At 66.8% G+C, this 24937-nt stretch carries 15 protein-coding genes, 2 tRNA genes and 1 pseudogene; 13 read left to right on the top strand and 5 right to left on the bottom strand.

Features of this window, described 5'->3' with window-relative positions:
- Window positions 1-179: 179 nt before the first annotated feature.
- Window positions 180-2072, bottom strand: coding sequence for an ABC transporter ATP-binding protein/permease (locus tag H261_RS01480; protein ID WP_008613527.1), 1893 nt, complete (start codon window positions 2070-2072; stop codon window positions 180-182).
- A 149-nt stretch (window positions 2073-2221) separates the two neighbouring features.
- On the opposite strand from H261_RS01480, the gene H261_RS01475 reads away from it, so the two are divergent.
- From H261_RS01475 to H261_RS01445, 7 genes are all read left to right on the top strand, one after another.
- Window positions 2222-3475, top strand: coding sequence for a D-alanyl-D-alanine carboxypeptidase family protein (locus H261_RS01475; RefSeq protein WP_040475574.1), 1254 nt, complete (start codon window positions 2222-2224; stop codon window positions 3473-3475).
- A gap of 202 nt (window positions 3476-3677) precedes the next feature.
- Entirely contained in the window at window positions 3678-4622 is a 945-nt protein-coding gene (locus H261_RS01470; protein WP_008613523.1) for a DUF7354 domain-containing protein, read from the top strand.
- Window positions 4623-4680: 58 nt separating this feature from the next.
- A complete protein-coding gene (locus tag H261_RS01465) occupies window positions 4681-6744 on the top strand; it encodes an adenylate/guanylate cyclase domain-containing protein (protein ID WP_008613521.1) in 2064 nt (687 codons plus the stop codon).
- A 52-nt stretch (window positions 6745-6796) separates the two neighbouring features.
- Complete coding sequence (locus H261_RS01460) at window positions 6797-10453, top strand: CHAT domain-containing protein (protein WP_008613519.1); 3657 nt, start codon at window positions 6797-6799, stop codon at window positions 10451-10453.
- Window positions 10454-10515: 62 nt separating this feature from the next.
- On the top strand, window positions 10516-12732 hold the full coding sequence (locus tag H261_RS01455) for a cyclic nucleotide-binding domain-containing protein (protein ID WP_008613507.1): 2217 nt from the start codon (window positions 10516-10518) through the stop codon (window positions 12730-12732).
- Window positions 12733-12737: 5 nt separating this feature from the next.
- Window positions 12738-13184, top strand: coding sequence for a hypothetical protein (locus tag H261_RS01450; RefSeq protein ID WP_008613504.1), 447 nt, complete (start codon window positions 12738-12740; stop codon window positions 13182-13184).
- Window positions 13185-13252: 68 nt separating this feature from the next.
- Window positions 13253-13681, top strand: coding sequence for a bacteriohemerythrin (locus H261_RS01445; RefSeq protein WP_040475573.1), 429 nt, complete (start codon window positions 13253-13255; stop codon window positions 13679-13681).
- A gap of 10 nt (window positions 13682-13691) precedes the next feature.
- Here H261_RS01445 and H261_RS01440 read toward each other — a convergent pair whose 3' ends face one another.
- Together H261_RS01440 and H261_RS26685 are read right to left on the bottom strand one after the other, a co-directional pair.
- Complete coding sequence (locus tag H261_RS01440) at window positions 13692-15362, bottom strand: trypsin-like peptidase domain-containing protein (RefSeq protein ID WP_008613500.1); 1671 nt, start codon at window positions 15360-15362, stop codon at window positions 13692-13694.
- 120 nt (window positions 15363-15482) lie between these two features.
- Window positions 15483-15663: pseudogene (locus tag H261_RS26685) on the bottom strand (methyl-accepting chemotaxis protein); the annotation flags it as partial.
- Between the two features lie 139 nt (window positions 15664-15802).
- On the opposite strand from H261_RS26685, the gene scpB reads away from it, so the two are divergent.
- Window positions 15803-16582: a methylmalonyl-CoA decarboxylase gene (gene scpB, locus H261_RS01430; RefSeq protein WP_008613495.1), complete on the top strand. Its 780-nt coding sequence runs from the start codon at window positions 15803-15805 to the stop codon at window positions 16580-16582.
- A 43-nt stretch (window positions 16583-16625) separates the two neighbouring features.
- Here scpB and H261_RS01425 read toward each other — a convergent pair.
- Both H261_RS01425 and H261_RS01420 read right to left on the bottom strand, forming a co-directional pair.
- Window positions 16626-16700 (bottom strand) — tRNA-Asn (locus H261_RS01425).
- Between the two features lie 74 nt (window positions 16701-16774).
- Window positions 16775-16848 (bottom strand) — tRNA-Cys (locus H261_RS01420).
- Window positions 16849-17052: 204 nt separating this feature from the next.
- On the opposite strand from H261_RS01420, the gene H261_RS01415 reads away from it, so the two are divergent.
- The 5 genes from H261_RS01415 to H261_RS01395 all read left to right on the top strand — a co-directional run bounded on the left by H261_RS01415 (window position 17053) and on the right by H261_RS01395 (window position 24936).
- Entirely contained in the window at window positions 17053-17709 is a 657-nt protein-coding gene (locus H261_RS01415) for a protein-L-isoaspartate O-methyltransferase family protein (RefSeq protein ID WP_008613492.1), read from the top strand.
- 237 nt (window positions 17710-17946) lie between these two features.
- Window positions 17947-19281 (top strand): TolC family outer membrane protein, encoded by a 1335-nt coding sequence (locus tag H261_RS01410; protein WP_008613490.1) that lies wholly within the window; start codon window positions 17947-17949, stop codon window positions 19279-19281.
- Window positions 19282-19425: 144 nt separating this feature from the next.
- Window positions 19426-20133 (top strand): DUF2497 domain-containing protein, encoded by a 708-nt coding sequence (locus H261_RS01405; RefSeq protein WP_052004123.1) that lies wholly within the window; start codon window positions 19426-19428, stop codon window positions 20131-20133.
- Window positions 20134-20227: 94 nt separating this feature from the next.
- A complete protein-coding gene (locus H261_RS01400) occupies window positions 20228-22891 on the top strand; it encodes a valine--tRNA ligase (protein WP_200860219.1) in 2664 nt (887 codons plus the stop codon).
- 116 nt (window positions 22892-23007) lie between these two features.
- Entirely contained in the window at window positions 23008-24936 is a 1929-nt protein-coding gene (locus H261_RS01395; RefSeq protein ID WP_008613483.1) for a diguanylate cyclase domain-containing protein, read from the top strand.
- Window position 24937 lies beyond the last annotated feature (1 nt).

Here is a 24937-nt window from a genome sequence, read left to right as displayed (position 1 = left end):
CAATGCCCCGGCCACCCTTTGATTTTATGAATCAGGGCGTTGGGCGCTAGGTAGGACACACTCTTTCCCCTCACCCCGACCTTCCTCCGGCCTCGCCGGGGGAGGGGGCGTGGACTGTGTATAAATGAATGGGGTTTGGGGCCCATGGCCCCGAGCGGGCGTGGGCGGCAGTCCACAATCTACCGCCGCTTGTCCCCGCGCTTGGTCAGGCCGTCGGAAAGCGCCCGGCGCTCGCCCCGGCGCAGCAGGTTGCCGAACAGGCGGCCGCCCCAGTTCATGCCGCGCTTGGGCTGGTCCCAGTCCTTACGGCTTTCGCGCACCAGGATGGTCCCGTCGGGCGAGGGGATCAGCGTCAGCTTGCGCTGGTGGTACTGCTCCAGTTCGGCGTGGAAACCGACGGTGAGAATAGTGGCGGCAGGGAGTTCGTCGAGCAGCATCTGCATCAGCTTGCGCTCGCCGTCGGGGTCGAGCGCGTCGGTGGCCTCCTGCAGGAACAGCCATTTGGGCCGGTGCAGCAGCAGCCGTGCGAAGCCCAGGCGCTGCTGCTCGCCGGCGGTCAGGTTCTGCTCCCAGATGGCGGTGTCGTCGACGCGCGGCATCAGGTGGCCGAGTCCGACCCGCTCCAGGGCGCCTTCCAACTGGTCGTCGGGGAAGCATTCCATGGCCGAGGGATAGGTCAGCACGCCGCGCAACGTGCCGATGGGCATGTAGGGCCGCTGGGGCATGAAGAAGATGTGGGCGTCGCAGGGCAGGTCCACCGTGCCGCGCCCCCACGGCCACAGCCCGGCCACCACCTTGAACAGCTTGACCGCCGCGCCGGGATCGCCGCCGATCAGCACATGCTCGCCGCCGATGATCTCGGCGCTGAAGCCCTCGATCACCACGGCGCCGTCGGAATTGGCGATGGTCAGGTCGTGGAAGCACAGCGTGGGGATGGCCGCCTTCTGGACGATGACGGTGTGGGCGTCGGGCCGCGACGAATCGTCCCTGAGCGCCTGCAGGGCGTCGTGCAGCGACATGACCCGCTCCACCGAGGCGCGCCACTCGGCCACCTTCTGCAGGTTGTCCACCGGCCAGGACAGCGCCTGGGACAATTGCTGGAAGGCCTGGGCAGTCTGCATCAGATGGCCCAGCGAGATGACGCCGGAGATGTAGCGCGGCGCGGCGATCAGGATGGGGAAGGCGGTGGAGAACACCGCGTAGCCCGAGGTGAACAGGAACAGGCGGATCAGCCCGGCGGTCTGGCGGTTCCAGGCGCCCTCGATGCCGCGGAACAGTTCGGAGAAGCGGCGGCGCTCGCCCACCTCGCCGTGCAGCAGGGCGATGGCCTCGGAATTCTCGCGCGCCCGGACCAGCCCGAAGCGGAAATTGGCCTCGGCGGTCTGTCGCCGGTCGGTGGCGCCGATCAGCGGGCGGCCCACCCACAGGGCCAGGGACGAGGCGCACGAGGCGTAGAACAGCGCCACCCACACCATGTGGCCGGGAACCGAGAACTCCACCCCGCCGAGGGACAGGGTCAGGTCGCCGGACAGGATCCACAGGATCTGCACGAAGCTGGCCAGCAGCAGGGCGCAGTAGAACAGCGAGTGGATCAGGTCGATGGCCGTCTCGGTGGTCAGCCGGATGTCCTCGGCGATGCGGCCGTCGGGATTGTCGTGGTCGCCGGGCATGTGCATCAGCTGGTAATGGTGGCCCATGGCCATCCAGTTGTCCTGCAGCCGCCGGGTCAGCCAGCGGCGCCAGCCCAGCTGGATGGCGCGCTTGACCCGCAGATGGGTGGCGGTGACCGTCATGGAGGCCAGCAGGATCAGGCCGATCTCGACGATCTGGCCGAAGAACTTGTCCATGGATTTCTGTTCGAGCGCGTCGAACAGTTCGGCGCTCCACAGATTGATCAGGATGGGGACGACCACCTGGGCGACGGTCAGGCCGAGCAGCAGGGCGACCAGACCCCGCACCTTCCACTTCTCGCCCGATTGCCAATAGGGGCCGGCCAGGCGGATGAACTGCCTGATGAAACCCGGCGACTGCCGATCCAGATCGCGGTCGCTATTGCCCACGTCGCTTGCCATCCCGCGCGTACTTCCCCTCTTGGCTCCACTTAACCCTGATTCGTCAGCGGAGTGAAGCCTCTACCGGCCTCATTGTCTCATTTCAACGTTTCACGGCGGTTAATTTCGCCGGGGTTGCAAGTTGGCCGCCGGGGCGCGATCCTGGGATCATGGCGAACTGGACCCGTGGATCTTGGCGATGTGTGGCGGCGCTGGCGCTGGCATTGGGTCTGGCCGGAGGGGCGGCGCGGGCCGAGCCGCCGGCCTTCCTGGCGGTGGATCTCGGCTCGGGCGCCGTGGTCGCCGAAAGCCGGGGCGGGGCGCCGTACCACCCGGCCTCGCTGACCAAGATGATGACCGCCTATGTGGCTTTCGGCGCCATCCGCTCCGGCAAGGTCTCGGCCGACGACGCCATCGTGGTCTCGGAACGGGCGGCGTCCCAGGGTGGCTCCGCCCTCGGCCTGGGCCGGGGCGAACGCATCACCCTGGGGGCGGCGTTGAAGGCGATGATCGTGCGCTCGGCCAACGACGCGGCGGTGGCTGTGGCCGAGCACGTGGCGGGCGGCGAGTCCGCCTTCGCCCAACGCATGACCGAGGAGGCGACTCGCCTGGGCATGACCTCGTCGTCGTTCCGCAACGCCAGCGGCATGACCGCCGCCGGGCACGTCAGTTCCCCGCGCGACATGGCGCTGCTGGCCATGGCCCTCGAGCGGGATTTTCCCGCCTTCCGGCCGCTGTTTTCCAGCCGCGACACCACCTGGAAGGGCCGGGTGCTGCCCACCGTCAACGGCTTCCTCGGCGCCTATGCCGGAGCCGAGGGCATGAAGACCGGCTTCACCTGCCCGGCCGGTTACAATCTGGTGGCCATCGCCCATCGGGGAAGCCGGCGGGCGGTGGCGGTGGTGATGGGGGCGGGGTCCTCGGCGGAGCGGCTGGGCGCCATCCGCCGCCTGATGGATCAGGCGCTGCAGCCCCAGCCCGCCGCCGGGCGGCCGCTGTCCGGGCTGGCCAATGGCGGCGGCACGCCTCCCGATCGCTCGGTCGAGGCCTGCGGCTTCGCCCGCGGGGGACGGTCGAGCGGCCCTGAGGCCGCCCTGGCCCAGCGCCGCTCCATGCCCGCCGGATGGGGGCTGGAGGTCGCCTTCGGCCGCGACCCGGGCAAGGTGCGGCGCGACCTGGACAAAGCCCACCGCGAGCTGCGGGGAAGGCTGGGCGGCGGTTCCGCCATGGTGCTGATCCGACCCCGCGACGGCCTGATGCGCTATCGCGGCCTGATCGTCGGCCTGGCCGAGCGCCGGGCCGTTGACACCTGCCTGGCGGAGCGGGCGCGGGTGGGCGAGGAACGCTGCCTGGTGATGACTCCGGCCATGCTGGCCGGAGCCCTGGACGACGAGCGCCGGTTCAAAATGATCTCGGCGCATTGACGGAAAACACGTATACTCTGGGTATAAGCAATTTTGGGGAGCCATCGCCCGCTGGGGCATGGGCGTCGGGTTCCGGCGGAAGGCGGGGCGGTTTGGACCGGATCGAAGGTTCGTGACGAAGTTTGACGGAGTAGTGTGCCCGCCCGATTATGGCGAGGCGGCTTCTGTGGTAGACTTCGGGGAATCGGCTAAGGAGGCCAAGATGAAGAGCAAACTGTTCGCTGCCTTGATTTTCGCGGTTGGGCTGCTGGTTTCGCAGGTCCCTGGCGGGGCTCTGGCCGCCGACCCGCCGGTTTCGCTGCTGATGCAGGTCAGCGGCACCGTCGAGCACAGCCGGGACGGCACTGCCTGGAAGCCGGTGACCCGCAACAAGTACCTGTTCGCCGGCGACATGATCCGCACCGGGGCCGACGGCACCGGCAAGCTGGTCGATCAGGCCACCAACATGGCCCAGACCATCGCCGGCGGCAGCCAGATCGAGGTGGCCGGCAACGCCCTGAAGGTGGTCAGCGGCAAGCTGTCCGCGCCGGAAGCCGCCTCGGGCGATCTGGTGGCCGGCCTGGGCAACCGCTTCGCCGAGGCCCAGCGCTATACCACGGTGCGCCGCGGCGTCGCCAAGGAAGGGGCCATCAAGCTGCGTCTGGTGCAGCAGGTCACCCTGTCCGCCACCTATCCGGAACTGGCCTGGCAGAGCTTCGGCAAGCAGCGCTCCTTCGTGCTGACCATCGACGGCACCGCCCATCAGGTAGCCGGCGCCGATGGCGATCTGGTCCGCTTCAAGGTTCCGGAACTGTCGCCCGGCAAGCACAATTTTACCGTGTCGGTGGTGGAAGGCGGCCAGAAGGTCGCCGAGGCCGACAAGGAAGGCGCCATCATGTGGCTGTCGGCGGCCGAGGACAAGGCTCTGGCCGACAATATCGGCAAGATCCGCGCCATCAATGCCAAGGACGACTTCTCGGTGGCCAACCTGCTGGACGAGAAGGGCGTGACCGTGGCGGCCATGGACCTCTACCGCAAGTATTTCGATGAGAACAAGGACGACAACGAGATGCGTCCGTTGCTGATCCGCGCCTACAACGAACTGAAGCTCGTCGAGCTGAAGAACAAGGAAGCGCTGGTCTACAACGACAAGCTCAACGCCAACTGACCACTACGGGGCGTCCTCTTCCGCGAGGAGGGCGCCCCTCTTGATTCCGGGGAGCGCCATGAGCGGATTGACCAAGCGATACGATATCCTCTTCACCCTCGTCCTGTTCCTGGCCGCCATCCCCGCTCAGCACTTCGAATGGTTCGCCCTGCTGGAGGACCAGACGTTGTCCTTCCGCCACCAGTTGCGGCTGGCCTATGGCGATACCAGGAAGCTGGCGCCGTCCCAGGACGTGGTCCTGGTCAATACCGACGAGACGTTCTTCAAGGCCTATAAGAGCTTCCCGCTCAGGCGCACCGATATCGGCGTCATCGTGACCAATCTGAAGACCCTGGGCGCCAAGGTCATCGCCGTCGACATGCTGATGGACTTCCCCTCCTCGTACAACGAGGACCCGGCCCTGGCCAAGGCGCTCTCCGAGGCGGGCAACACCTTGCTGGTGGCCCAGGGCGAGTTCCGGGACGGCAAGTTCGTCAAGATCAACTATCCCACCGCGCTGCTCGATCAGGCGTCGGCCAGCGCCTATACCAACATCCAGTCCAATTCCAAGCTGGTCACCACCCTGTCGCGCCTCAAGGTCTTCCCCGAGACGGTGGGCGAGAAGGGGGGCTGGCCCTTCGCGGTCAAGGCCGCCGCCATGTATCTGGGCGTCGAGCCCCGGCTGGAGGGGACCACCCTGGTGCTGGGCGCCCTGAAGGTGCCGCTCGACCACGAGCACAAGCTCTACATCGACTTCCCGCCCCTGCCCACCGGCACGCGCTTCCTCAGCCAGTCGGCGGGTCTCTCCGCCCTGGAATTCCTCGACATCTCGCAGCTGGACGAGCGCGAGCTGGCCGAGCTGGAATATTGGGTCAAGGACAAGATCGTCGTGGTGGGCGATACCTCCGAGGTGTCCCACGACTGGTTCGACACGCCGGTGGGCATGGTCTACGGGGTGGAGATCATCGCCGATTCCATCGGCTCCATCCTCAAGGGGGCGCCCTTGCGCGCCGCCGGCCCGGCCGCCGACGCCGTGGCGCTGATCCTGCTGCTGGCCGCCATGGTGCTGCTGTCGCTCTATCTGACCCGGCCGCTGCTGCGCGGCATGTTCGTGGTCGCCCTGGGACTGGGATTCATCCTGGCGGCCAGCGCGCTCTACGTGAATCTGGGCGTGGTGGTCTCCATGTCCTACGCCGTCCTGGCCCTGGTGCTCTCGTACCTGTTGGTGGAGTTCCGCCAGTACCTGATCGAACGCAACCAGAAGCAGCAGATCGCCAAGACCTTCGGCCAGTACATTCCGCCGGAACTGGTGGCCGAAATGAACCGGAGCGGCCAGCAGGTGACGGTGGGCGGCGAATCGCGCGAGATGACCGTGCTGTTCTCGGACGTGCGCGGCTTCACCACCATTTCCGAGGGCCTGGCGCCGCAGGAACTGACCATCCTGATGAACGCCTTCCTCAGCCCCATGACCCACGTGATCCACGATTACCGCGGCACCATCGACAAGTACATGGGCGACGCCATCATGGCCTTCTGGGGCGCGCCCCTGCACGATGCCGACCACGCCCGCCATGCCGTCCAGGCGGCGCTGGGCATGGTCAAGAAGATGGAGGAGTTGAAGGACGACTTCATCGCCCGGGGCTGGAAGCCCATCAAGGTGGGCATCGGGTTGAACACCGGCATCATGAACGTCGGCAACATGGGCTCGGACTTCCGCATGGCCTATACGGTGCTGGGCGACGCGGTCAACCTGGGCTCGCGCGTCGAAAGCCTGACCAAGCAGTACGGCGTCAACATGATGGTCACCGAATATACCCAGGCGGCGGTTCCCGGTCTGGTCAGCCGCGAGATCGATCTGGTGCGCGTCAAGGGCAAGGACACGCCGGTCCGCCTGTACGAACCGGTCGGCTTCGAGGGCGAGGTGGATTCCGAGACCGTGGCGCGGCTGTCGCAGCATCTGGCGGCGCTGGCCATGTTCCGCGAACAGAAGTGGGAGGCCGCCAAGGTGGCCTTCCAGGACCTGCACAATGCCGAGCCCGAACGGGTGATCTATACGATCTATCTCGCCCGCATCGAGCATTTCATGGAAGAGCCGCCGGGTGCCGATTGGGATGGCGTCTACACCCACAAGGAAAAGAGTTAGACTCGTCCGTCCGGAATTGGGGAATGGCCGGCGGCAGAAGGGAGAGGGTTCGATGATGGCATCGCGTGCCTTGACGTTGCTGGGTGGCGCCGCGCTGGCGGTGCTGATCGCGGCCTCGCCGGTTCTCGCCCAATCCGCCGACGACCTGATCGGCCAGGCCCGTCAGGCCATGCAGGCCGGCAAGGGCGAGGACGTGCGCCGTCTCGCCGACGAGATCACCAAGGCCCGCTCAGGCCTGCCCGCCTGGGTGGCGGAAAAGCAGCAGGCCGCCTCGGGCGTGCCGGCGCCCAAGCAGCGCGCCGCCATGCTGTGGAACCGGGCGCACCAGCAGGCCATCGCCTCGGCCGGCGGCGGCGACCTGCCCAAGGCCATCGACGAGGCGGCCCAGGCGCTGTCCATCGCCCGGGACAATCTGGGCGAGGGCCATCTGGCCACCATCATCAGCGCCACCGATCTGGCCGCTCTGCAGCAGCTGGCCGGGCGGATCGAGGAGTCCGAGGCCAATTACCAACTGGCGGCGAAACTGTCCCAGGCAGCGCTGGGCGACGGCCATCCGGAGACGGTCAAGGTGCAACAGGCCCTGGCCGGGCTTTACCTCTCCCAGGCCAAGTACGGCGAGGCCACCAAGGTCTATGACGCGGCGGCCAAGGCGTCCGCCGCCAAGCTGGGGGCGGCCCATCCCCAGACCATCTCCCTGCAACTGGCCCTGGCCCGCGCCCAGGTCAACGCGTCCAGGACCAAGGAGGCCGACAAGCTGCTGGACGGCACCTGCACCGCCAGCCGCAAGGTCTATGGCGAGGCCCATGGCGAATTCTCGCGCTGCCTGGCGCAGCAGGGAGCCTTCAAGCGGGCTCAGGGCGACTACGCCGCCGCCGCCACCCTGCTGGATCAGGCGGTGGCCATCCAGAAACTGGCCTTGGCCCCCACCGATCCCCTCAGCCTGACCACCCGTATCGAGGCCGGAGGGCTCTATCACCGCCAGGGCCGCCTGCCCGAATCGCAGGAGATGCTGGAATCCGCCGTGCGCGACGCCCAGGCCGCCAACGACCAGGCCAACCTGCTGTCGGCCAAGGGTGATCTCGCCGACGTGCTGGACGACCGCGGCGAGTACGAGCCGGCAGAGAAGATGGCCAAGGAGGTCCTGGACGCCCAGACCAAGGCGCTGGGCGCCGCCCACCCCAACACCGTGGCGGCGCTGTCGTCGCTGGCCTCCATCTACCGCAAGCAGGGCCGCCTGCTGGAGGCGGAAAAGACCTTCATGGAGGCGTGGGAACGCTACCGCAAGGTGCTGGGGCCGGAGCACCGCTCCACGGTCATCGCCGCCAACAACGTGGGCGAGATTCTCGAGAAGGAAGGCATCTACGAGCGGGCCGAGCCGTTCCTCAGGGGCGCCCTGGACGGCGGGCGCAAGGCATTCGGCGAGACCCATCCGGCGACCCTGACCACCATGAACAATCTGGCGCTGCTCTATGAAAGCCAGGGCGTGTTCGACAAGGCCGAACCGCTGTACCAAAGTGTCATCACGGTGTTCAGCAAGACCATCGGGCCGAAGCATCCCGACACCATCGCCAGCACCAACAACCTCGCCTATCTCTACATGCTGAAGGGCGAGTACGAGCGCGCCGGCACCATGTTCAGGACGGTGCATGAGGCCTGGGTCAAGGCCTACGGGCCGAAGCACCAGAACACCCTGAAGGCCTTGAACAACCTCGCCCGGGCGCTCCACCGCCAGGGCAAGCTGATCGATGCGGAAAAGGCCTTCGACACCGCCCTGGCCGGGCGGCGCTCGACGCTGGGCGAGAAGCACCTGGACACGCTCAGGTCCATGCACGATCTGGCGGCGCTCTACCGCAGCCAGAAGAAGCCGAAGGAGGCTTCGGCGCTGCTGGCCAAGACCCTGGCCGGCAACGAGACGGTGCTGGGCCCCAACCACCCCTATACCTTCGAGACGCGCAACACCCTGGCCGGGGTGCAGGAGGACATGGGCGACCTCAAGTCGGCCTTCGCCACCCGCCAGACCACTTTCAAGCGCCGCACCGAATTCCTCAACCGGGTGCTCTACGTCACCGGCGACAACGCCCGCGAGGGTTATGTCCGCCTGCACGCCCCCGAACTGGCCGCCTATGTGGCGCTGCTGGCCAGACTGGACGAGCCCACCGCCGGCAAGGCGCTGATGGAAATCAGCCTCAACCGCAAGGGCCTGCTGCTCAAGGTGGCGTCCGAGATCCAGCAGGTGACCCGGCTGTCGCGCGATCCCGAGTTGACCAAGCTGACCGAGGATCTGGCCGAGACGCGCAAGCGCCTTGCGGCGCTGACCCTGTCCGGTCCCACCGAGGAGACCAAGGACAACCACGTCGAGGTCGTCAACGGCCTGGAAGAGGCCATCAACGAGTTGCAGGGCCGGCTGGGCCGCTCGTCCACCCGCTTCCAGCAATCGGTGGCGGCCATCGCGCTGGACGATCTGGTCAAGGCGCTGCCCGCCGGTTCGGTGGTGGCGGACTTCTTCATCTACGGCGAGGAAGGCCAGCAGAAGCTGGTGGCCGCCACACTGCGCAAGGACGGCGACAAGCCGGTCTACGGGCTGGTGAAGTACGACAGCCTCAAGGCCATCGACGACGGTATCGTCAAGTACCGCACCGAGATCCAGAACGAAGAGATCGAGATGGACGACCTGCTGGATATCGGCCAGGAGGTCTACAAGCAGGTCTGGCAGCCGTTGGACCGCGCGCTCGGCGGGCGGATCAAGGTCTACGTCATTCCCGACGGCATGTTGAACATCCTGCCCATCAGCGCCCTGGTGGAATCCAACCGCAAGTACCTGATCGAGCGGGTGGACCTGCACGTGCTCAATTCCAGCCGCGATCTGCTGCCGTCGTCCATTCCGGCGGCCAAGGGCGGTTACCTGATCAATGCCGGCCCCGACTACAACACCGAGGAGGCGGTGGGCAAGGCGACCCTGGAAAAGGCGCGCTCGCGCTCGGCCGGCAACGACGTCCAGTCGGCGGTGCGCGGCATGAGCGGCATGCGCGGCCTGAAATTCGATCCGCTGCCCGGCGCCGAGAAGGAAGGCCAGCTGATCGTCAAGACGGTGGAAAGCCAGGGCAAGCCCACCACCATCTATTCCAAGGCCGCCGCCCAGGAGAAGGTTCTGCGCGAGGTGGGGCAGCCGCCCGAGGTGCTGCACATCGCCACCCACGGCTTCTTCCTCAAGGCCGACGACACGCTCCGGAAGCGCCTGCTGAAGCTGCAGCGCTCCTCGGACTTCCAGTTCCCGCCGCCCGGCGACAATCCGCTGCTGCGTGCCGGTCTGGCCTTCGCCGGCATCAATTCCAACGCCCAGGTGCTGGGTGACATCGATACCGACAACGACGGCGTGTTGACCGCGCTGGAGGTGCTGGGCCTCGACCTCACCGGCACGCAACTGGCCATCCTGTCGGCCTGCGAAACCGGCCTGGGCGAGGTGCACGAGGGCGAGGGCGTCTACGGTCTGCGCCGCTCGTTCCAGGAGGCGGGGGCCCGGTCGGTGGTCTCGTCCCTGTGGGAGGTCAGCGACGCCGGAACCCAGACTTTGATGGCGGCCCTTTACAAACGGCTTCTGGCGGGCAAGACTCCTCACGATGCCTTGCGGGAGGCTCAACTGGAAATGCTGCGCAACAGCCAGTGGAGCATGCCGTACATCTGGTCGGCATTCTTCATGGTTGGTGGTTGATGACCAAGGCGCGACGCCAGTCACAACCCAAACCGGAACGCGGTCCTGTGGGGGGAAGCCGCATGCGGGTGGTTGCTGTATCGTCGGGAATCAGCTGGGTCGAGGTGCCTGAGGCCGACCTCCGGGTCCTGTGCGGCTGTCCCGCCGACAGCGTCAAGCACCTGATCAAGCGCGGCCTGATCGTTCCCACCGAACGCGGCGGCGTCACCTTCGAGACCGGCCCCAACGCCATCCTGCTGTCCGACGTGCCGCTGCAGAACGGCGCCTTTTCCAACCTGTCGGAATTCCCCATCCTGCAGATGCTCTACCGCCAGGGCATGATCATTCCCGGCCATCCCAACTGTTCCGGCCGCAAGCCGCTGCTCCTGGGCCTCGCCCAGCAGGTTGAGGCGCAGATGGAATACGTCATGCGCGGCAATTACGGCCTGCTGTCCGAGGACGAGATGCTGGCCGCCGGGGTGCCAGCCGACATGGCCGCCGAGTGGATGCGCATGAAGCTGCGCTTCGCCTTCGGGTCCATCCGGCCGCCGCAGGACCTGCTCGACACCTGCATCATCGGCGACACGCCGGCCATCCTGCCCGGCGGGGTGACGGTGAAGCGCCTGGACGTCAACGTCTTTGAGTTCGCCTATGACGGCGAGACGACCACCGTCGATCTCAACCTGGCGGCCGGGCACACCTACGAGACGCCCTACCACCTGGGCTATCACGACCTGGAGCGCGAGTACTTCTCGGTGGTCCATTCGGGCGAGGGCGACGGCTGGGACCCCGAACGGGCCGCCATGTCCTCCATCCTGATGTTCCAGGGCAAGATCTACCTGATCGACGCCGGCCCCAACATCCACTGGGCGCTGCAGTCCCTGGGCATCGGCGTGCAGGAGGTAGAGGGCATCTTCCACACCCATTGCCACGACGACCATTTCTGCGGCCTGACCACCCTGTTCCGCGCCGACCACCGCATCAAGTACTACGCCCACCCTTCGGTGCGCGCCTCGGTGGCCAAGAAGCTGGCGGCCCTGACCGCCATCGGCGAGGATTCCTTCGGCGAATATTTCGAGATCTGCGATCTGCAACTGGGCGTGTGGAACGACATCGACGGGCTGGAGGTGCGGCCGATCTTCTCGCCCCACCCGGTGGAAACCACAGTGTTCCACTTCCGCACCCCGTGGGAGGACGGCTTCCGCTCCTACGCCCACATGGCCGACATCGTCTCGCTGGACGTGCTGGGGCAGATGGTCGACGACGACGAGACCCGCCACGGTATCAGCAGCGAGCTGATGGGGCAGGTGCGGGCCGATTATCTGGTGCCCGCCGACGTCAAGAAGCTCGATATCGGCGGCGGCCTGATCCATGGCTGCGCCGAGGATTTCCGCGAGGACCAGTCGGGCAAGATCATCCTATCCCACACCGCCCTGGCCCTGACCAAGGCGCAGAAGAGCATCGGCTCGGGCGCGCCGTTCGGCACGGTGGATGCCCTGATCCCCTCCTACCAGGAATACCGGCTGCGCGCCGCCCACGGCTATCTGGCCGAGTATTTCCTGGGCGTGCCGGAGCACCAGATCCGCATCTTGCTGAACCATCCGGTGGTGACCTTCAATCCCGAGACCATCCTGCTCAGGGAAGGCAGCTATTGCGAGGACGTCCACCTGATCCTCACCGGCCTGGTGGAGACTATCGAGCCCGATTCCGACCAGACCGCCACCCTATCGGCCGGCGCCATGATCGGCGAGTCCTACGCCCTGTCGGGCGATCCTTCCTTCGAGACCTACCGGGCGCTCAGCTTCGTGCGCGCCTTGAAGATTCCGTCCGGGCTGTACCGCAGTTTCGTCGAGCGCAACGAGATGAGCGAGCGCATCTCGCGCCTTGCCGATCTCAGGAATTTTTTCAACCACACCTGGCTGTTCGGGGAAAGTCTGTCCAACCTGACCGAGGTGCGCATCGCCGAGACCTGCCAGCCCTATTACCTCGCCACCGGCGAGGAGATCGACATGACCGGCCAGGATTTCGTCTTCATGGTGCGTGACGGGCGGCTCGACCGCTATTTCGACGATTCCGTGGTGGAGTATTGCGGCATCGGCGAGCCCCTGAACGAGTCCGAGGTGCTGTTCTCCCAGGCTGGGGAGGGGCGGCTGGTGGCCGCCATGCGCTCGGAATTGCTGCTGGTGCCGGGCTCCATGGTGCGCGACATCCCGGTGGCGCGCTGGAAGCTGCTGGAACTCTATCAGCGCCGCCAGCGGACCTTCTCCTCCCTACGGCAGGATGCGGGGGCCTTGTCTTGAGGCATATGCGGATCGTGCTGGCCGCCCTGCTGGTGGCCGGCTGTGCCTCCATGGTCGTTGGGCCGTCCTCCGAGGTCGGCATCGCCACCCAGCCGGCCGGCGCCCGCTGCGCGTTGAGCGGCGCCGACGGCTTTGCCGCCGAAATCACCACGCCGGCCGTCCTGCAACTGCCGCACAAGGCAGCGCCCATCACCGTCGCCTGCACGGCGCCGGGCTATCGCCGCACCGTCAACACCTTGAATGCTGGCGGCAGCGGCTGGCTGTGGGCCAATACCGCCTTCATCGCCTTCACCGGCGGCGCCGCGGTGCTCGGCATGGTGGTGGACGAGGCGGTGGGGGCCAGCACCAGCTACCGCAAGGATTTCAGCATGGAGCTGGACGCCGAGGCGGTCCGGCGCATCCGCGCCACGCAACGCAACGGCGGACCGGCCCTGGATCTCTCGGCGCCATAATCTGCATCTTGCCAGGCAATACCTTTGGGAGCATCCTTTCCGGCGAGCAGGGAAGGAAGGAGAGGCGCATGGCGACGTGGCAGGAGCACATGCGGGTCGGCATCGACGTGGTCGATGACGACCACCAGGAGCTGTTCGCCCTGGTCCAGGAATTCGAAACGGCCAGCAAGACCTCGTCGGGTCAGGTGGACGGCGCCGAGATCGGCCGCATCCTTGAGCGGCTGCAGGCCTATGTGAACGACCATTTCGAGCGCGAGGAGACGGCCCAGCTGGAGACCGGCTACGAGGGCTACGCCGAGAACAAGCGCCAGCACGATGAACTGCGCCATACCCTCGAAAAGTTCATCGACAAGCACCGCAAGGGCGAATGGGGCGACCTCAAGGCCGCCACCGAGCACATGCGCAGCTTCCTGGCCATCTGGCTGCAGGAGCACATCATGAAGACCGACCGCAAGATGCGCGGACGCATCCTGCCCTGGGTGCGGAAACGGGCGTAGCGCGCCGCCCCTACTGCACCTGGCACTCGATGAAGACGGTGACGCGCTTGATGCGTTCGCCCACGTCGGCCACCGACATCTGGGCCGAGGAGGCGGCCGTCTGGTAGGTGACGCCGTTGCTGTCCAGATAGCTGCGCGCCAGGTCGGCCTTGATGGCGAAATTGATGTTCTGGGGCAGGTCGCCGGTCTTGTCGGCGATCTTCATGGCGTTCAGCTTGGACGTCACGATGCCGACGATGTTGCCGCCCATGTCGATCAGCGGCCCGCCGGAATTGCCCTTCTGCACCGGGGCGGTGATCTGGTAGTGGCGTGGGTCGCCGCGCATGCCGTTCATGGCGCTGACCACCCCGGCGGTGATGTTGGGCTCGCGCGACAGCAGCGAGGAGAGGGGATAGCCGATCACCACCACCTCGTCCCCCGAGCGCAGCGGCCGGTCCTGGCGGAAGCGGGCGATCTCGGGCAGGCGCAAGGTGGTCTTGAGCAGGGCCATGTCGTTGGCGCTGTCCTTGGCCTTCAGCGAGGCCACCTGGGCGGGGCCGTCCTGGGGCTTGACGGTGATGGTCCGGCACTGCTCGACCACATGGGCGTTGGTCATCACCACTCCGTCCATGGACACCACGAATCCCGATCCCGACGACACCCTGCCGCCGGTGGAGCGGGGGGGCGCGGTGGCGGATTCCTGGGTGGACGGGGCGGAGGAGGGGGCACCCGGCGCCGGCGCGGCATTGGCCACCTGCTGTCCGGGAAGGCTGGGTTTCCACTGGGCCACCCGCTGGCGGGCGGTGTCCAGGTCGGCGGGCGGCAGGCGGGCGGCGACGGCGTCGCGCTCCTTCTCGTAGTTCTGCTTCAGGTTGGCCGGCGCCCGCTGGGCGCCCAGCGCCATCCAGACATACCCTTCGGGGGCGGATTTGGGCACGCCGTGGCCGTTGACGTACATGACGCCGAGATTGTGCTGCGACTGGGGGTGGCCCTGGTCGGCGGCCTTGCGGAACCACTGGGCGGCCTTGGCCATGTCCTTCTCGACGCCGCCCTGGCCCAGAAGATAGCCCAGCCCCAGGATGAACTGGGCGACGGGGCGGCCGGCATCACCGGCCAAGCGGGCGAATTCCAGCGCCTTGGCCTTGTCGGTGGGCATGGCGCGGCCGTCCCAGTTGAACTGGGCGAGGCGCTCGCGCGAGGCGGCCCAGCCCTTGTCGGCGGCGCGCTTGAAGTACTCGACGCCCTTGCCTTCGTCCTTGTTGATGCCAAGGCCGTTGAAATGGATCTCGCCCATGGCGTGCAGCGATTCCGGCTGGCCCTTGTCGGCGGCGCGGCCGAACCAGACCAGGGCCTGGGAGATGTCCTTGGGCACGGCGCGGCCGTTGAAATAGGCGCTGCCCAGCCAGTGCTGGGCGAGGGGATCGCCGGCGACGGCGGCGGCGTTGAGCAGCTTCAGCGCCTCGACGTCGTCCTTGGCGCCGCCCAACCCCTCGAACAGCATGTGACCGAGCCGGGCCTGGGCGGCGGGGTTGCCCTCGGCGGCCAGCGGCTTGAATTCCCGGATGGCGGCGGTCCAGTCGCGCTTCTGATAGGCCGCCAGGCCCTCGTCATAGCCGGCCCAGGCGGGCGCGGCCCCCAGGGCCAGCAGCAGGCCGAGGGCAAGCGGAGCGAGCGGGCGGACCCTCCTGGGGCGGGGAATCATGGGATTATTCGGCGGCCTCGGCCCGCAGGCGGCTGGCCAGGCGGCCCAGTTCGTCCACGGCGGCGCCCATCTCGGCTTCCAGCGACTGGGTGATGCCGTCGATGCTTTCCGACACGTTCTTGACCTCGCCGGCCACCACGGCGAAGCCCTTGCCGGCCTCGCCGGCGCGGGCCGCCTCGATCAGGGCGTTGAGCGCCAGGATGCGGGTGGTGCCGGTGACCTTCTTGATCTCCTCGACCTTGCGGGAGACCACGTCGGCAAGGGTGGCGGTCAGTTCGATGATGCGTTCCTGATCGGACATGATGTGGGTTCCCGCGAGAGTGTTTGATGCAGTGTAAGGGGGGACCGGGCGGCGGGCAATCGCTTGCGTGTGAATTCGTGCGGTTGGCCGCCGGCTGTGTCATTGTGCGCCGCATCACGGGGAAGGGAGCGACAGGCCGATGACCATCATGCGGTGCGAACTGGACGGCAAGCTGGCCGTCATCACCATGACCAACCAGGCCAAGCGCAACGTGCTGTCCGAGGCGATGATCGGCGGAATCATCGCGGGACTGGAACAGGCGTCGCGGGCCAGGGCGCGCACGGTTATCCTGCGGGCCGAGCCGGGCTGCACGGTGTGGTCGGCCGGCCACGACGTGTCGGAACTGCCCGCCGCCCACCGCGACCCGCTGGGCTGGGGCGATCCCCTGCGGGTGGTGATCCGCGCCATCGAGGAATTCCAGGCGCCGGTGATCGCCCTGATCGAGGGCGGCGTGTGGGGCGGGGCCTGCGAGATGGCCCTGGCCTGCGACATGGTGGTGGCCACGCCCAATTCCACCTTCGCCCTGACCCCGGCCAAGCTGGGGATTCCCTACAACATCTCCGGCCTGCTGACCTTCATGAACGTCACCGGCATCCATGTGGTGCGCGAGATGGCCTTCACCGCCCGGCCGGTTCCGGCGGAGCGCGCCCAGGCGCTGGGCATCGTCAACCATCTGGTCGAGCCCTCCGGGATCACCGAATTCTGCGTCGGCATAGCGCGCGACATCGAGAAGCTGGCGCCGCTGGCCATCGCGGTGATGAAGGAGGAGATGCGCGTCCTGGCCTCGGCCCACTCCATCACGCCGCGCATGTTCGAGCGGGTGCAGGGCTTGCGCCGCCGGGTCTACGACAGCCAGGACTACCAGGAAGGGGTGAAGGCCTTCCAGGAGAAGCGCCCGCCCAGCTTCACCGGGGAATAGAATGAAAAAAGCCGGCCATCCGAGGATGGCCGGCCTTTCGCTTTGGCTCCGGAGGAGGGATTCGAACCCCCGACCAGCCGGTTAACAGCCGGCTGCTCTACCGCTGAGCTACTCCGGATCAACGGCCTGCCAAGCGGTACGGCAAGCCGAGGAATTCTGTTTCCCACATCAAGTACCCGGACCTGGGGACGGTGGAGGCCGAGGCCGGAATTGAACCGACGTACGCGGATTTGCAGTCCGCTGCATAGCCACTCTGCCACCCGGCCCAACCGGCCCAGCCGGCGGGTGCCGACGTGAGGACGCTGCTTATACGCGCTGTTCGATATCGGGTCAAGCCGCTGTTTCACCCTTTTCGCAGCATTGTTTTCGATGGCCGCCGCGCCTATAAATTCCCCCCGTGGCTCTGCCCGATATCCAAGGGGGGCGGGCCCATCCGAGATATTGACCATCAATACGGGAGCCCGAGGGCCATGGATTACGCCGGCGCCAGATTCAATATGGTCGAGAACCAGATCCGCACCAACAAGGTGCACGACCTGCAGGTGGCGGGGGCCATTTCCTCGACGCCGCGCGAGGCGTTCCTGCCCAAATCCATGCGCGGCTTCGCCTATGTGGACGAGGACGTGGCCATCGGCGGCGGCCGCTTCCTGATCGAGCCGCTGGTGCTGGCCCGTCTGCTGGAAACCGCCTCGGTCCAGCCTGCCGACGTGGTGCTGTCCATCGGCGACGCCACCGGCTGGGCCAGTGCCGTGCTCGCCAAGCTGGCCAGCACCGTGGTGGCGCTGGAAAGCGACGCCGATCTCGCCGGCCGCGCCACCCAGGCGCTGTCCGACCAGGGAATCGACAACGTCGCCTATGTGGCTGGCGACCTGGCCGCCGGCTATCCCGCCCAGGCGCCCTACGACGTGATCGTCTATGTGGGCGCCGTGGGGGAAATCCCTGCCGGTCTGTGCCGCCAGCTCAGCGACGGCGGTCGTCTGGTGGCGGTGGTCGACCCTAGCGGCAAGGGAGCCGGCAAGCTGGTGCAGGTGGTCCGGGTCGGCGACACCTTCGGCCGGCGTCCGCTGTTCGACGGCGCCACGCCCTATCTGCCCGGCATGGCGCCCAAGCCCGGCTTCGTGTTCTGAGCCCCGGCTTGGTGTTCTGAGCCCCGGCTTGGTGTTCTGAGCCATTGCCTCCGCGATCCGGGGATGGCCCGTCCACCCCGGACGCAAGGGTAGGGGGCAGGAATTGTCCTTGATCTTCCCCGTCCAAGGTCTAATGTTCTCGAGCGAAAATTAGGTCGTTCCGGGATGGGGACCCGCATTGCTGAATACAGGTGTTGAATGAGGAAGGTAAGCTGTCGGCTGATCGGCGCGGCGTGCATGGTCGTGGCTGCGTCAACCCCCGTTGCCGCCGAGACGCTGGAGGAGGTGCTGGCGTCCACCTATTCCTCCAATCCCACGCTGCTGGCGCGCCGCGCCAAGCTGCGTTCCGCCGATGAAGGCGTTCCCCAGGCGCTGTCCAACTGGCGGCCGACCGTGTCCCTGACCGGGTCCGCCGGACGCGGTCAGTTCGACAACAACACCCTGTCCAAGTACACCATGACCCGGAGCCCCCGGACCCAGGCGCTGACCATCAGCCAGCCGCTGTTCCGCGGCGGGCGGACCGTGGCCGCCACCGCCCAGGCGGAAAACACCGTGCTGAGCGAGCGGGCCCAACTGGCCGCCACCGAGCAGACCATCCTGCTGGCCGCCGCTTCCGCCTATCTCAACGTCGTCCGCGACGAGGCGGTGCTGAAGCTGTCCATCAACAACGAGCAGGTGCTGCGCCGCCAGTACGAGGCGACGGAAGAGCGCTTCAAGGTGGGTGAACTGACCCGCACCGACGTCAGCCAGGCCGAGGCCCGTCTGGCCAAGGCCACCGCCGACCGTGTCGCCGCCGAGGGCAACCTGCAGAACTCGCGGGCCAATTACGTCAACAATGTCGGCCGCCCGCCCGAGGCGTTGAGCCCGCCGGCCACGCCGCCGGCCCTGCCCGCCAATCTGGAGGACGTCACCTCCATGGCGCTGGCCGCCAATCCCAGCGTGGTTTCCGCCGATTACACCCATGCCGCCGCCAAGGACGGCATCGATCTGGTGTGGGGCGAATTGCTGCCCACCGTGTCGCTGTCGGCCGACATCACCCGCGGCTTCCAGACCTCCACTCAGGAATCCTCGTACACCAACCGCGAGGTCCTGTTGAACGTCACCGTGCCGCTCTATGAATCGGGCAGCGTCTATTCCCGGGTGCGCGCCTCCAAGCACACCGCCGGCCAGCGCCGTATCGAGGCCGATCAGGCGCGGCGCGACGCCGTCGAGACCGGGACCAAGGCGTGGGAAAGCCTGCAGGCGGCCCGCGCCCAGGCCCGCTCCTATCAGGCGCAGATCAAGGCGTCCGAACTGGCCCTGGCCGGAGTGCGCGAGGAATCCAAGGTGGGATCGCGCACCATCCTCGACGTGCTGAACGCCGAGCAGGAGCTGTTCGACGCCCGCGTCAATCTGGTCAAGGCGAGCCGCGACGTGCTGGCCGCTTCCTATCAGGTCAAGTCGGCTTTGGGGCAAATGACCGCCCCCGGGCTCAATCTTCCTGTCGAGGTCTATGATCCGGCCAAGCACTATGACGATGTGCGCGGCCAATGGATCGGCAATGGCATCGACAAGGAGAAAGGATACGAGTAGAAATAGTGGGATCGGGGCTGCGGCCGAATGGCTGACCCGGGTTTCTCTTGGGGACTCGTGGAATTTTAACCATTTGTTACCAGCCGTAAGTCACTATTACGGCAGGTCCCTTTCTTGGGCGCAGGCAGACAGAATAGCCGTGACATGAGCGAAGACAAGGCCCAGCAAGAACCATCGATGGAGGATATCCTCGCCTCTATCCGACGCATTCTGTCGGAGGATGAGGCCGAGGATAAGCCCAAGGCTCCCGAGCCGGTCGCTCCCGAACCGGAGCCCGAGCCCATGCCTCCGCCGGAGCCTGAACCGGAGCCCGAGCCGGCACCCACCTTCGCCCAGGACGATATCGATTCCCTGTTCGATACGCCGGCGCCCGAACCGGAGCCCGAACCCGAACCGGAACCTGAGCCGGAACCCGAGGACGACATCCTCGAGTTGACCGACGACATGGTGATGGAAGAGCAGGCCGAGGAACCGGAACCCGCTTTCGACATCAACGATTTCAAGGCCGATCTCGGCGAGTTCGAGCCGGCCCCGGTGATGGCCGCCGCCAGCCGGGTGATGGACGATTACGAGCCGCCGCCGCGCCGCGCCGCGCCGCCGCCCGACGACGAAGGCCTGATGAGCCCGCCCAGCATCGATCACGGCGCCTCGCTGCTGACCAATCTGGCGCGCGAGATCGTGCGGCAGAAGTCGTTCGGCCTGGGCAACAGCGCCATCACCCTGGAAGATTTGGTGCGCGAGCTGCTGCGTCCGATCCTGTCGGAATGGCTGGACCAGAACCTGCCCTACATGATCGAGCGCATCGTCAAGAAAGAGATCGAGAGGATGGTAAACCGCACCGGAGAGTATTAATCTCCGCCGGTTCGAAGCCACAGGGGCGGCCCGGCGCGATCGGGCCGCCCTTTTCGTTTGTGTCCCCCCAATTGAAGTGACAAGTCCCATGGCCATGCTGGATAAGACCTATCGCCCCGCCGAGGTGGAGCCGAAGCATTACGAGCGCTGGGAGGGCCAGGGGGCCTTCGCCGCCCACACCGACTCCAATGCCGCGCCCTACACCATCATGATGCCGCCGCCCAACGTAACGGGCAGCCTGCATATGGGCCATGCGCTGACCTTCACCCTGCAGGACGTGCTGATCCGCTATCGCCGCATGACCGGCAAGGATGCCCTGTGGCAGCCGGGGACCGACCATGCCGGCATCGCCACCCAGATGGTGGTGGAGCGCCAGCTGGAGGCCGAGAAGGTTACCCGCCACGACCTGGGACGCGACGCCTTCATCAAGCGCGTCTGGGAGTGGAAGGCGGAATCGGGCGGCACCATTACCCGCCAGCTGCGTCGCCTGGGCGCCTCGCCCGATTGGGCCAAGGAACGCTTCACCATGGACGAGGGCCTGTCGGCCGCCGTCCGCCGCGTCTTCGTCACCCTGCACCGCCAGGGGCTGATCTACCGCGCCAAGCGCCTCGTCAACTGGGACCCCAAGCTGTACACCGCCATTTCCGATCTGGAGGTCGAGCAGCGCGAGGTGAAGGGTCATATGTGGCACTTCAAGTATCCCGTGGAAGGCCTTGAAGATACGTACATTACCGTGGCGACAACCCGGCCCGAGACCATGCTCGGCGACGCGGCGGTTGCCGTTCATCCTGAAGATGAGCGCTATACCGCCCTGGTGGGTAAGATGGTCCGTCTACCCATTTGTAATCGCTTGATTCCCATCGTTGCCGACGAGTATTCCGACCCCACCAAGGGCACCGGCGCGGTGAAGATCACCCCGGCCCACGATTTCAACGATTTTCAGGTGGGCGTGCGCCACGACCTGCCGCAGATCAACATCTTCGACCGCGACGCCCGCACCAATGGCGAGGTGCCGGAGGGCTATGGCGGCCTCGACCGTTACGACGCCCGCAAGAAGGTGGTGGCCGAGTTCGAGGAACTGGGCCTGCTCGACAAGATCGAGTCCCACACCCACATGGTGCCTTACGGCGACCGTTCGGGCGTGGTGATCGAGCCGTGGCTGACCGACCAGTGGTTCGTGGACGCCGCCACCCTGGCCAAGCCGGCCATCGAGGCGGTGGAATCGGGGCGGACCCGCTTCGTGCCCAAGCATTGGGAGAACACCTATTTCGAATGGATGCGCAACATCCAGCCGTGGTGCATCTCGCGACAGATCTGGTGGGGCCATCAGGTGCCGGCCTGGTATGGCCCCGATGGGACGTTCTTCGTCGAGGAGACGGAAGCAGAGGCCCAGGCCGCCGCGACCAGGCATTACGGCAAGGACGTGGTGCTGACTCGCGATTCCGACGTGCTCGACACCTGGTTCTCGTCGGCGCTGTGGCCGTTCTCGACGCTGGGCTGGCCGGAAAAGACCCCGGAGCTGGCCCGCTATTACCCCGGCGACGTGCTGGTCACCGGCTTCGACATCATTTTCTTCTGGGTCGCCCGCATGATGATGATGGGCATCCACTTCATGGGCGACGTGCCGTTCCGCGACATCTACATCCATGCCCTGGTCCGCGACGAGAAGGGCCAGAAGATGTCCAAGTCCAAGGGCAACATCATCGATCCCCTGGACCTGATCGAGAAGTATGGCTGCGACGCCCTGCGCTTCACCCTCGCGGCCCTGGCCGCCCAGGGCCGCGACGTCAAGCTGGCCGAGAGCCGGGTGGAGGGCTACCGCAACTTCGCCACCAAGCTGTGGAACGCGGCGCGCTTCTGCCAGATGAACGAGTGCCGGCCGGTGGCCGGTTTCGACCCCAAGGCGGTGAAGGAGACGGTCAACCGCTGGATCGTCGCCAAGACCGCCGAACTGGCCGCCAAGGTCGGCACCGCCATCGAGGGCTACCGCTACGACGCGGCGGCCGGCGGCGCCTACCAGTTCGTCTGGGGCACCTTCTGCGATTGGTACCTGGAATTCGCCAAGCCCATCTTCAACGGCAGTGACGAGGCGGCCAAGGCCGAGGCGCGGGCCACCGCCGCCTGGGTGCTGGACCAGATCCTGCACGTGCTGCATCCGCTGATGCCATTCATCACCGAGGAATTGTGGGGCCAGATCGCCGAGCGCGACGGCGACCTGATGCTGCGTTCCTGGCCCGCCTTGGACGGTTTGCACGCTCCCGAGGCCGAGGAGGAGATGGATTGGGTGGTGCGCATGATCTCCACGGTGCGCGGCGTGCGCTCCGAGATGAACGTGCCGCCCTCGGCCCAGGTGGATTTGCTGGTCTCCGGTCTGGCCGAGGCCAAGCGCGGCTGGGCCAGGACCCATGCCGACCTGATCACCCGTCTGGGACGGCTGACCGCCTTCGAGGCCCAGGCCACACCCGAGCGGGTGGCCCAGGCGTCGTCCCACGGGGCCGCCCAGATGGTGGTGGACGAAGCCACCCTGGTGATGCCCTTGGGCGGCGTCATCGACGTGGACAAGGAACGCGCCCGTCTGGACAAGGAGATCGCCCGCCTGGAAGGCGAGATCGCCAAGGTGGACAAGAAGCTCTCCAACGCCGACTTCATCGCCAAGGCCCGACCCGAAGTGGTCGACGAGCAGCACGAGCGCCGCGCCGACTGGGCCGGCGCCGTCGCCAAGCTGAAGGAGGCCCTGGAGCGGTTGTCCGGGGCGTAACCCGGCCCTCCCGCCACTCCTTATGTTCCCTGCGCCATGTCCCGGAGGGCTCCGCTCTTCGAGACATGGTCTCGCTTTACCGCTATGATTAAGGCGGGCTGTGCGGGAATTTGGGGATGCCTGATCTCGGTGAACGAATCACACGGGAACTGACCACACGGTATGTCGCCGTCCTGGTGGTGCTGGGGGCGCTCGCCCTGATGTCGTTCATGGCCCTGGCCCGCATGATCGGCGATGCCGAGGGCAGCGCCGAACTGGTCAACATGGCCGGCCGCCAGCGCATGCTGGTTCAAAGGGTGGCTTTCGCCGCCAACCGTCTGGTCATCGCCGAGGAGACGGAGCGCCCGGCCGTGCGCCGTCTGTTGGCCGAAGGCCTGGACCAGTTGGAGGATCGCCACGGCCGTCTGATGCGGGGGGGGCGGGTGCCGCCGCCGCCCGAAATCCTCGAGGTCTTCGCCGCCCCGCCCTGGCATCTCGACCGCGAACTGCGGGCCTTCATCGCCCGGGGCCGCGCCGTGCTGGCGGCGGAGGGCGGGCCGGCGGCCTCGGATTCCGGTCTGGCGGCCCTGTCGGCGGGGGCCGGCGGTTCGCTGCTGCGGTCCCTGGAGGAGGTGACGGCCCGCTTCCAACGGGACAGCGAGCGCCAGATGGAAGAACTGATGACCCTGCAGGGGGTGACGGTGCTCCTGGCCGTCGGCCTGCTGGTGCTGTCGGCGGTCGGGGTCTTCCGTCCCATGGTCGAGCGGCTGAAGACCGACATCGCCGAGCGTTCGGCGGCGGCGTCCCGCCTCAAGGAGAGCGAGGAGCGGCTGTGGCGCATCCTGGAGGAGAGCCCGGTCGGCGTCTCGGTATCGCGGCGGCGCGACGGCAAGGTGGTGTTCGCCAACACCCGCTTCACCGACATCATCGGCATGAGCAAGGAGGAGTTCCTCGGCTCCACGGCGCGCGAGCATTATGTGGACGACGCCCAGCGGCAGGTGGTGCTGGCCATCCTGCGCCGCGACGGCCACCTGGACGACGCCGAGGTGGAGTTCCGCCGCAAGAACGGCAGTCCGTTCTGGAGTCTCCTGACCATCCGCTCCGCTGATTTCGAGGGCGAGAAGGTCAATCTGGCCTGGATCTACGACATCACCGAGCGCAAGGCGGCGGAACAGCAGATCCTGCTGGCCTCCAAAGTGCTGGAGAACGTGACCGAGGCGGTGCTCATCACCGATGCCGAGAACCGCATCATCTTCGTCAATCCCGCCTTCACGACCATCACCGAGTATTCCAAGGAGGAGGTGCTGGGCCGGGACCCCAGCTTCCTGCGGTCGGGGCGGCACGAACCCGAGTTCTACACCAATCTGTGGCGGGTGCTGTCCGAGAGCGGGCATTGGGAAGGCGAGATATGGAACCGGCGCAAGTCGGGGGCCTTCTATGCCGAGTGGCTGTCCATCAACGCTCTGCGCGACGGTGGCGGCGGCATGACCCATTTCGTGGCGGTGTTCTCCGACATCACCCACCGCAAGGAAGACGAGGAGCGCATCTGGCGGCAGGCCAATTACGATGCGCTGACCGGCCTGCCCAACCGCTCGCTGTTCCTCGACCGCCTCAACCAGGCGGTGCGCCAGTCCCGGCGCGAGAAGAAGCGCTTCGCCCTGCTGTTCCTCGACCTGGACGGTTTCAAGGCGGTCAACGACACCCTGGGCCACGCCGCCGGCGACGTGCTGCTGCAGCAGACCGCCACCCGCCTGTCCGAATGCGTGCGCGCCACCGATACCCTGGCCCGGCTGGCCGGCGACGAGTTCGTGGTGATCCTCGACGGCGTGCACGGCAGCGACGATCCCGCCAAGGTGGCCGCCAAGATCCTGGCCGTGCTGGACAAGCCCTATGATCTGGAGGCCGGAACCGCCCAGGTGCACGGCTCCATCGGCATCGCGCTGTACCCCGACGACGCCGGCGACGGGCCGGCCCTGATCCGCCGGGCCGATGCCGCCATGTACGCGGTCAAGCGGGGAGGGAAGAACGACTTCCTGTTCGCCGGCGACCTGCCGCCCGAATCCTGAC

This window comes from Paramagnetospirillum caucaseum (assembly GCF_000342045.1).
GTDB lineage: Bacteria > Pseudomonadota > Alphaproteobacteria > Rhodospirillales > Magnetospirillaceae > Phaeospirillum > Phaeospirillum caucaseum.
The sequence above is the reverse complement of the archived record's forward strand: the minus strand, read 5'-3'. Positions and strand labels throughout refer to the sequence as shown.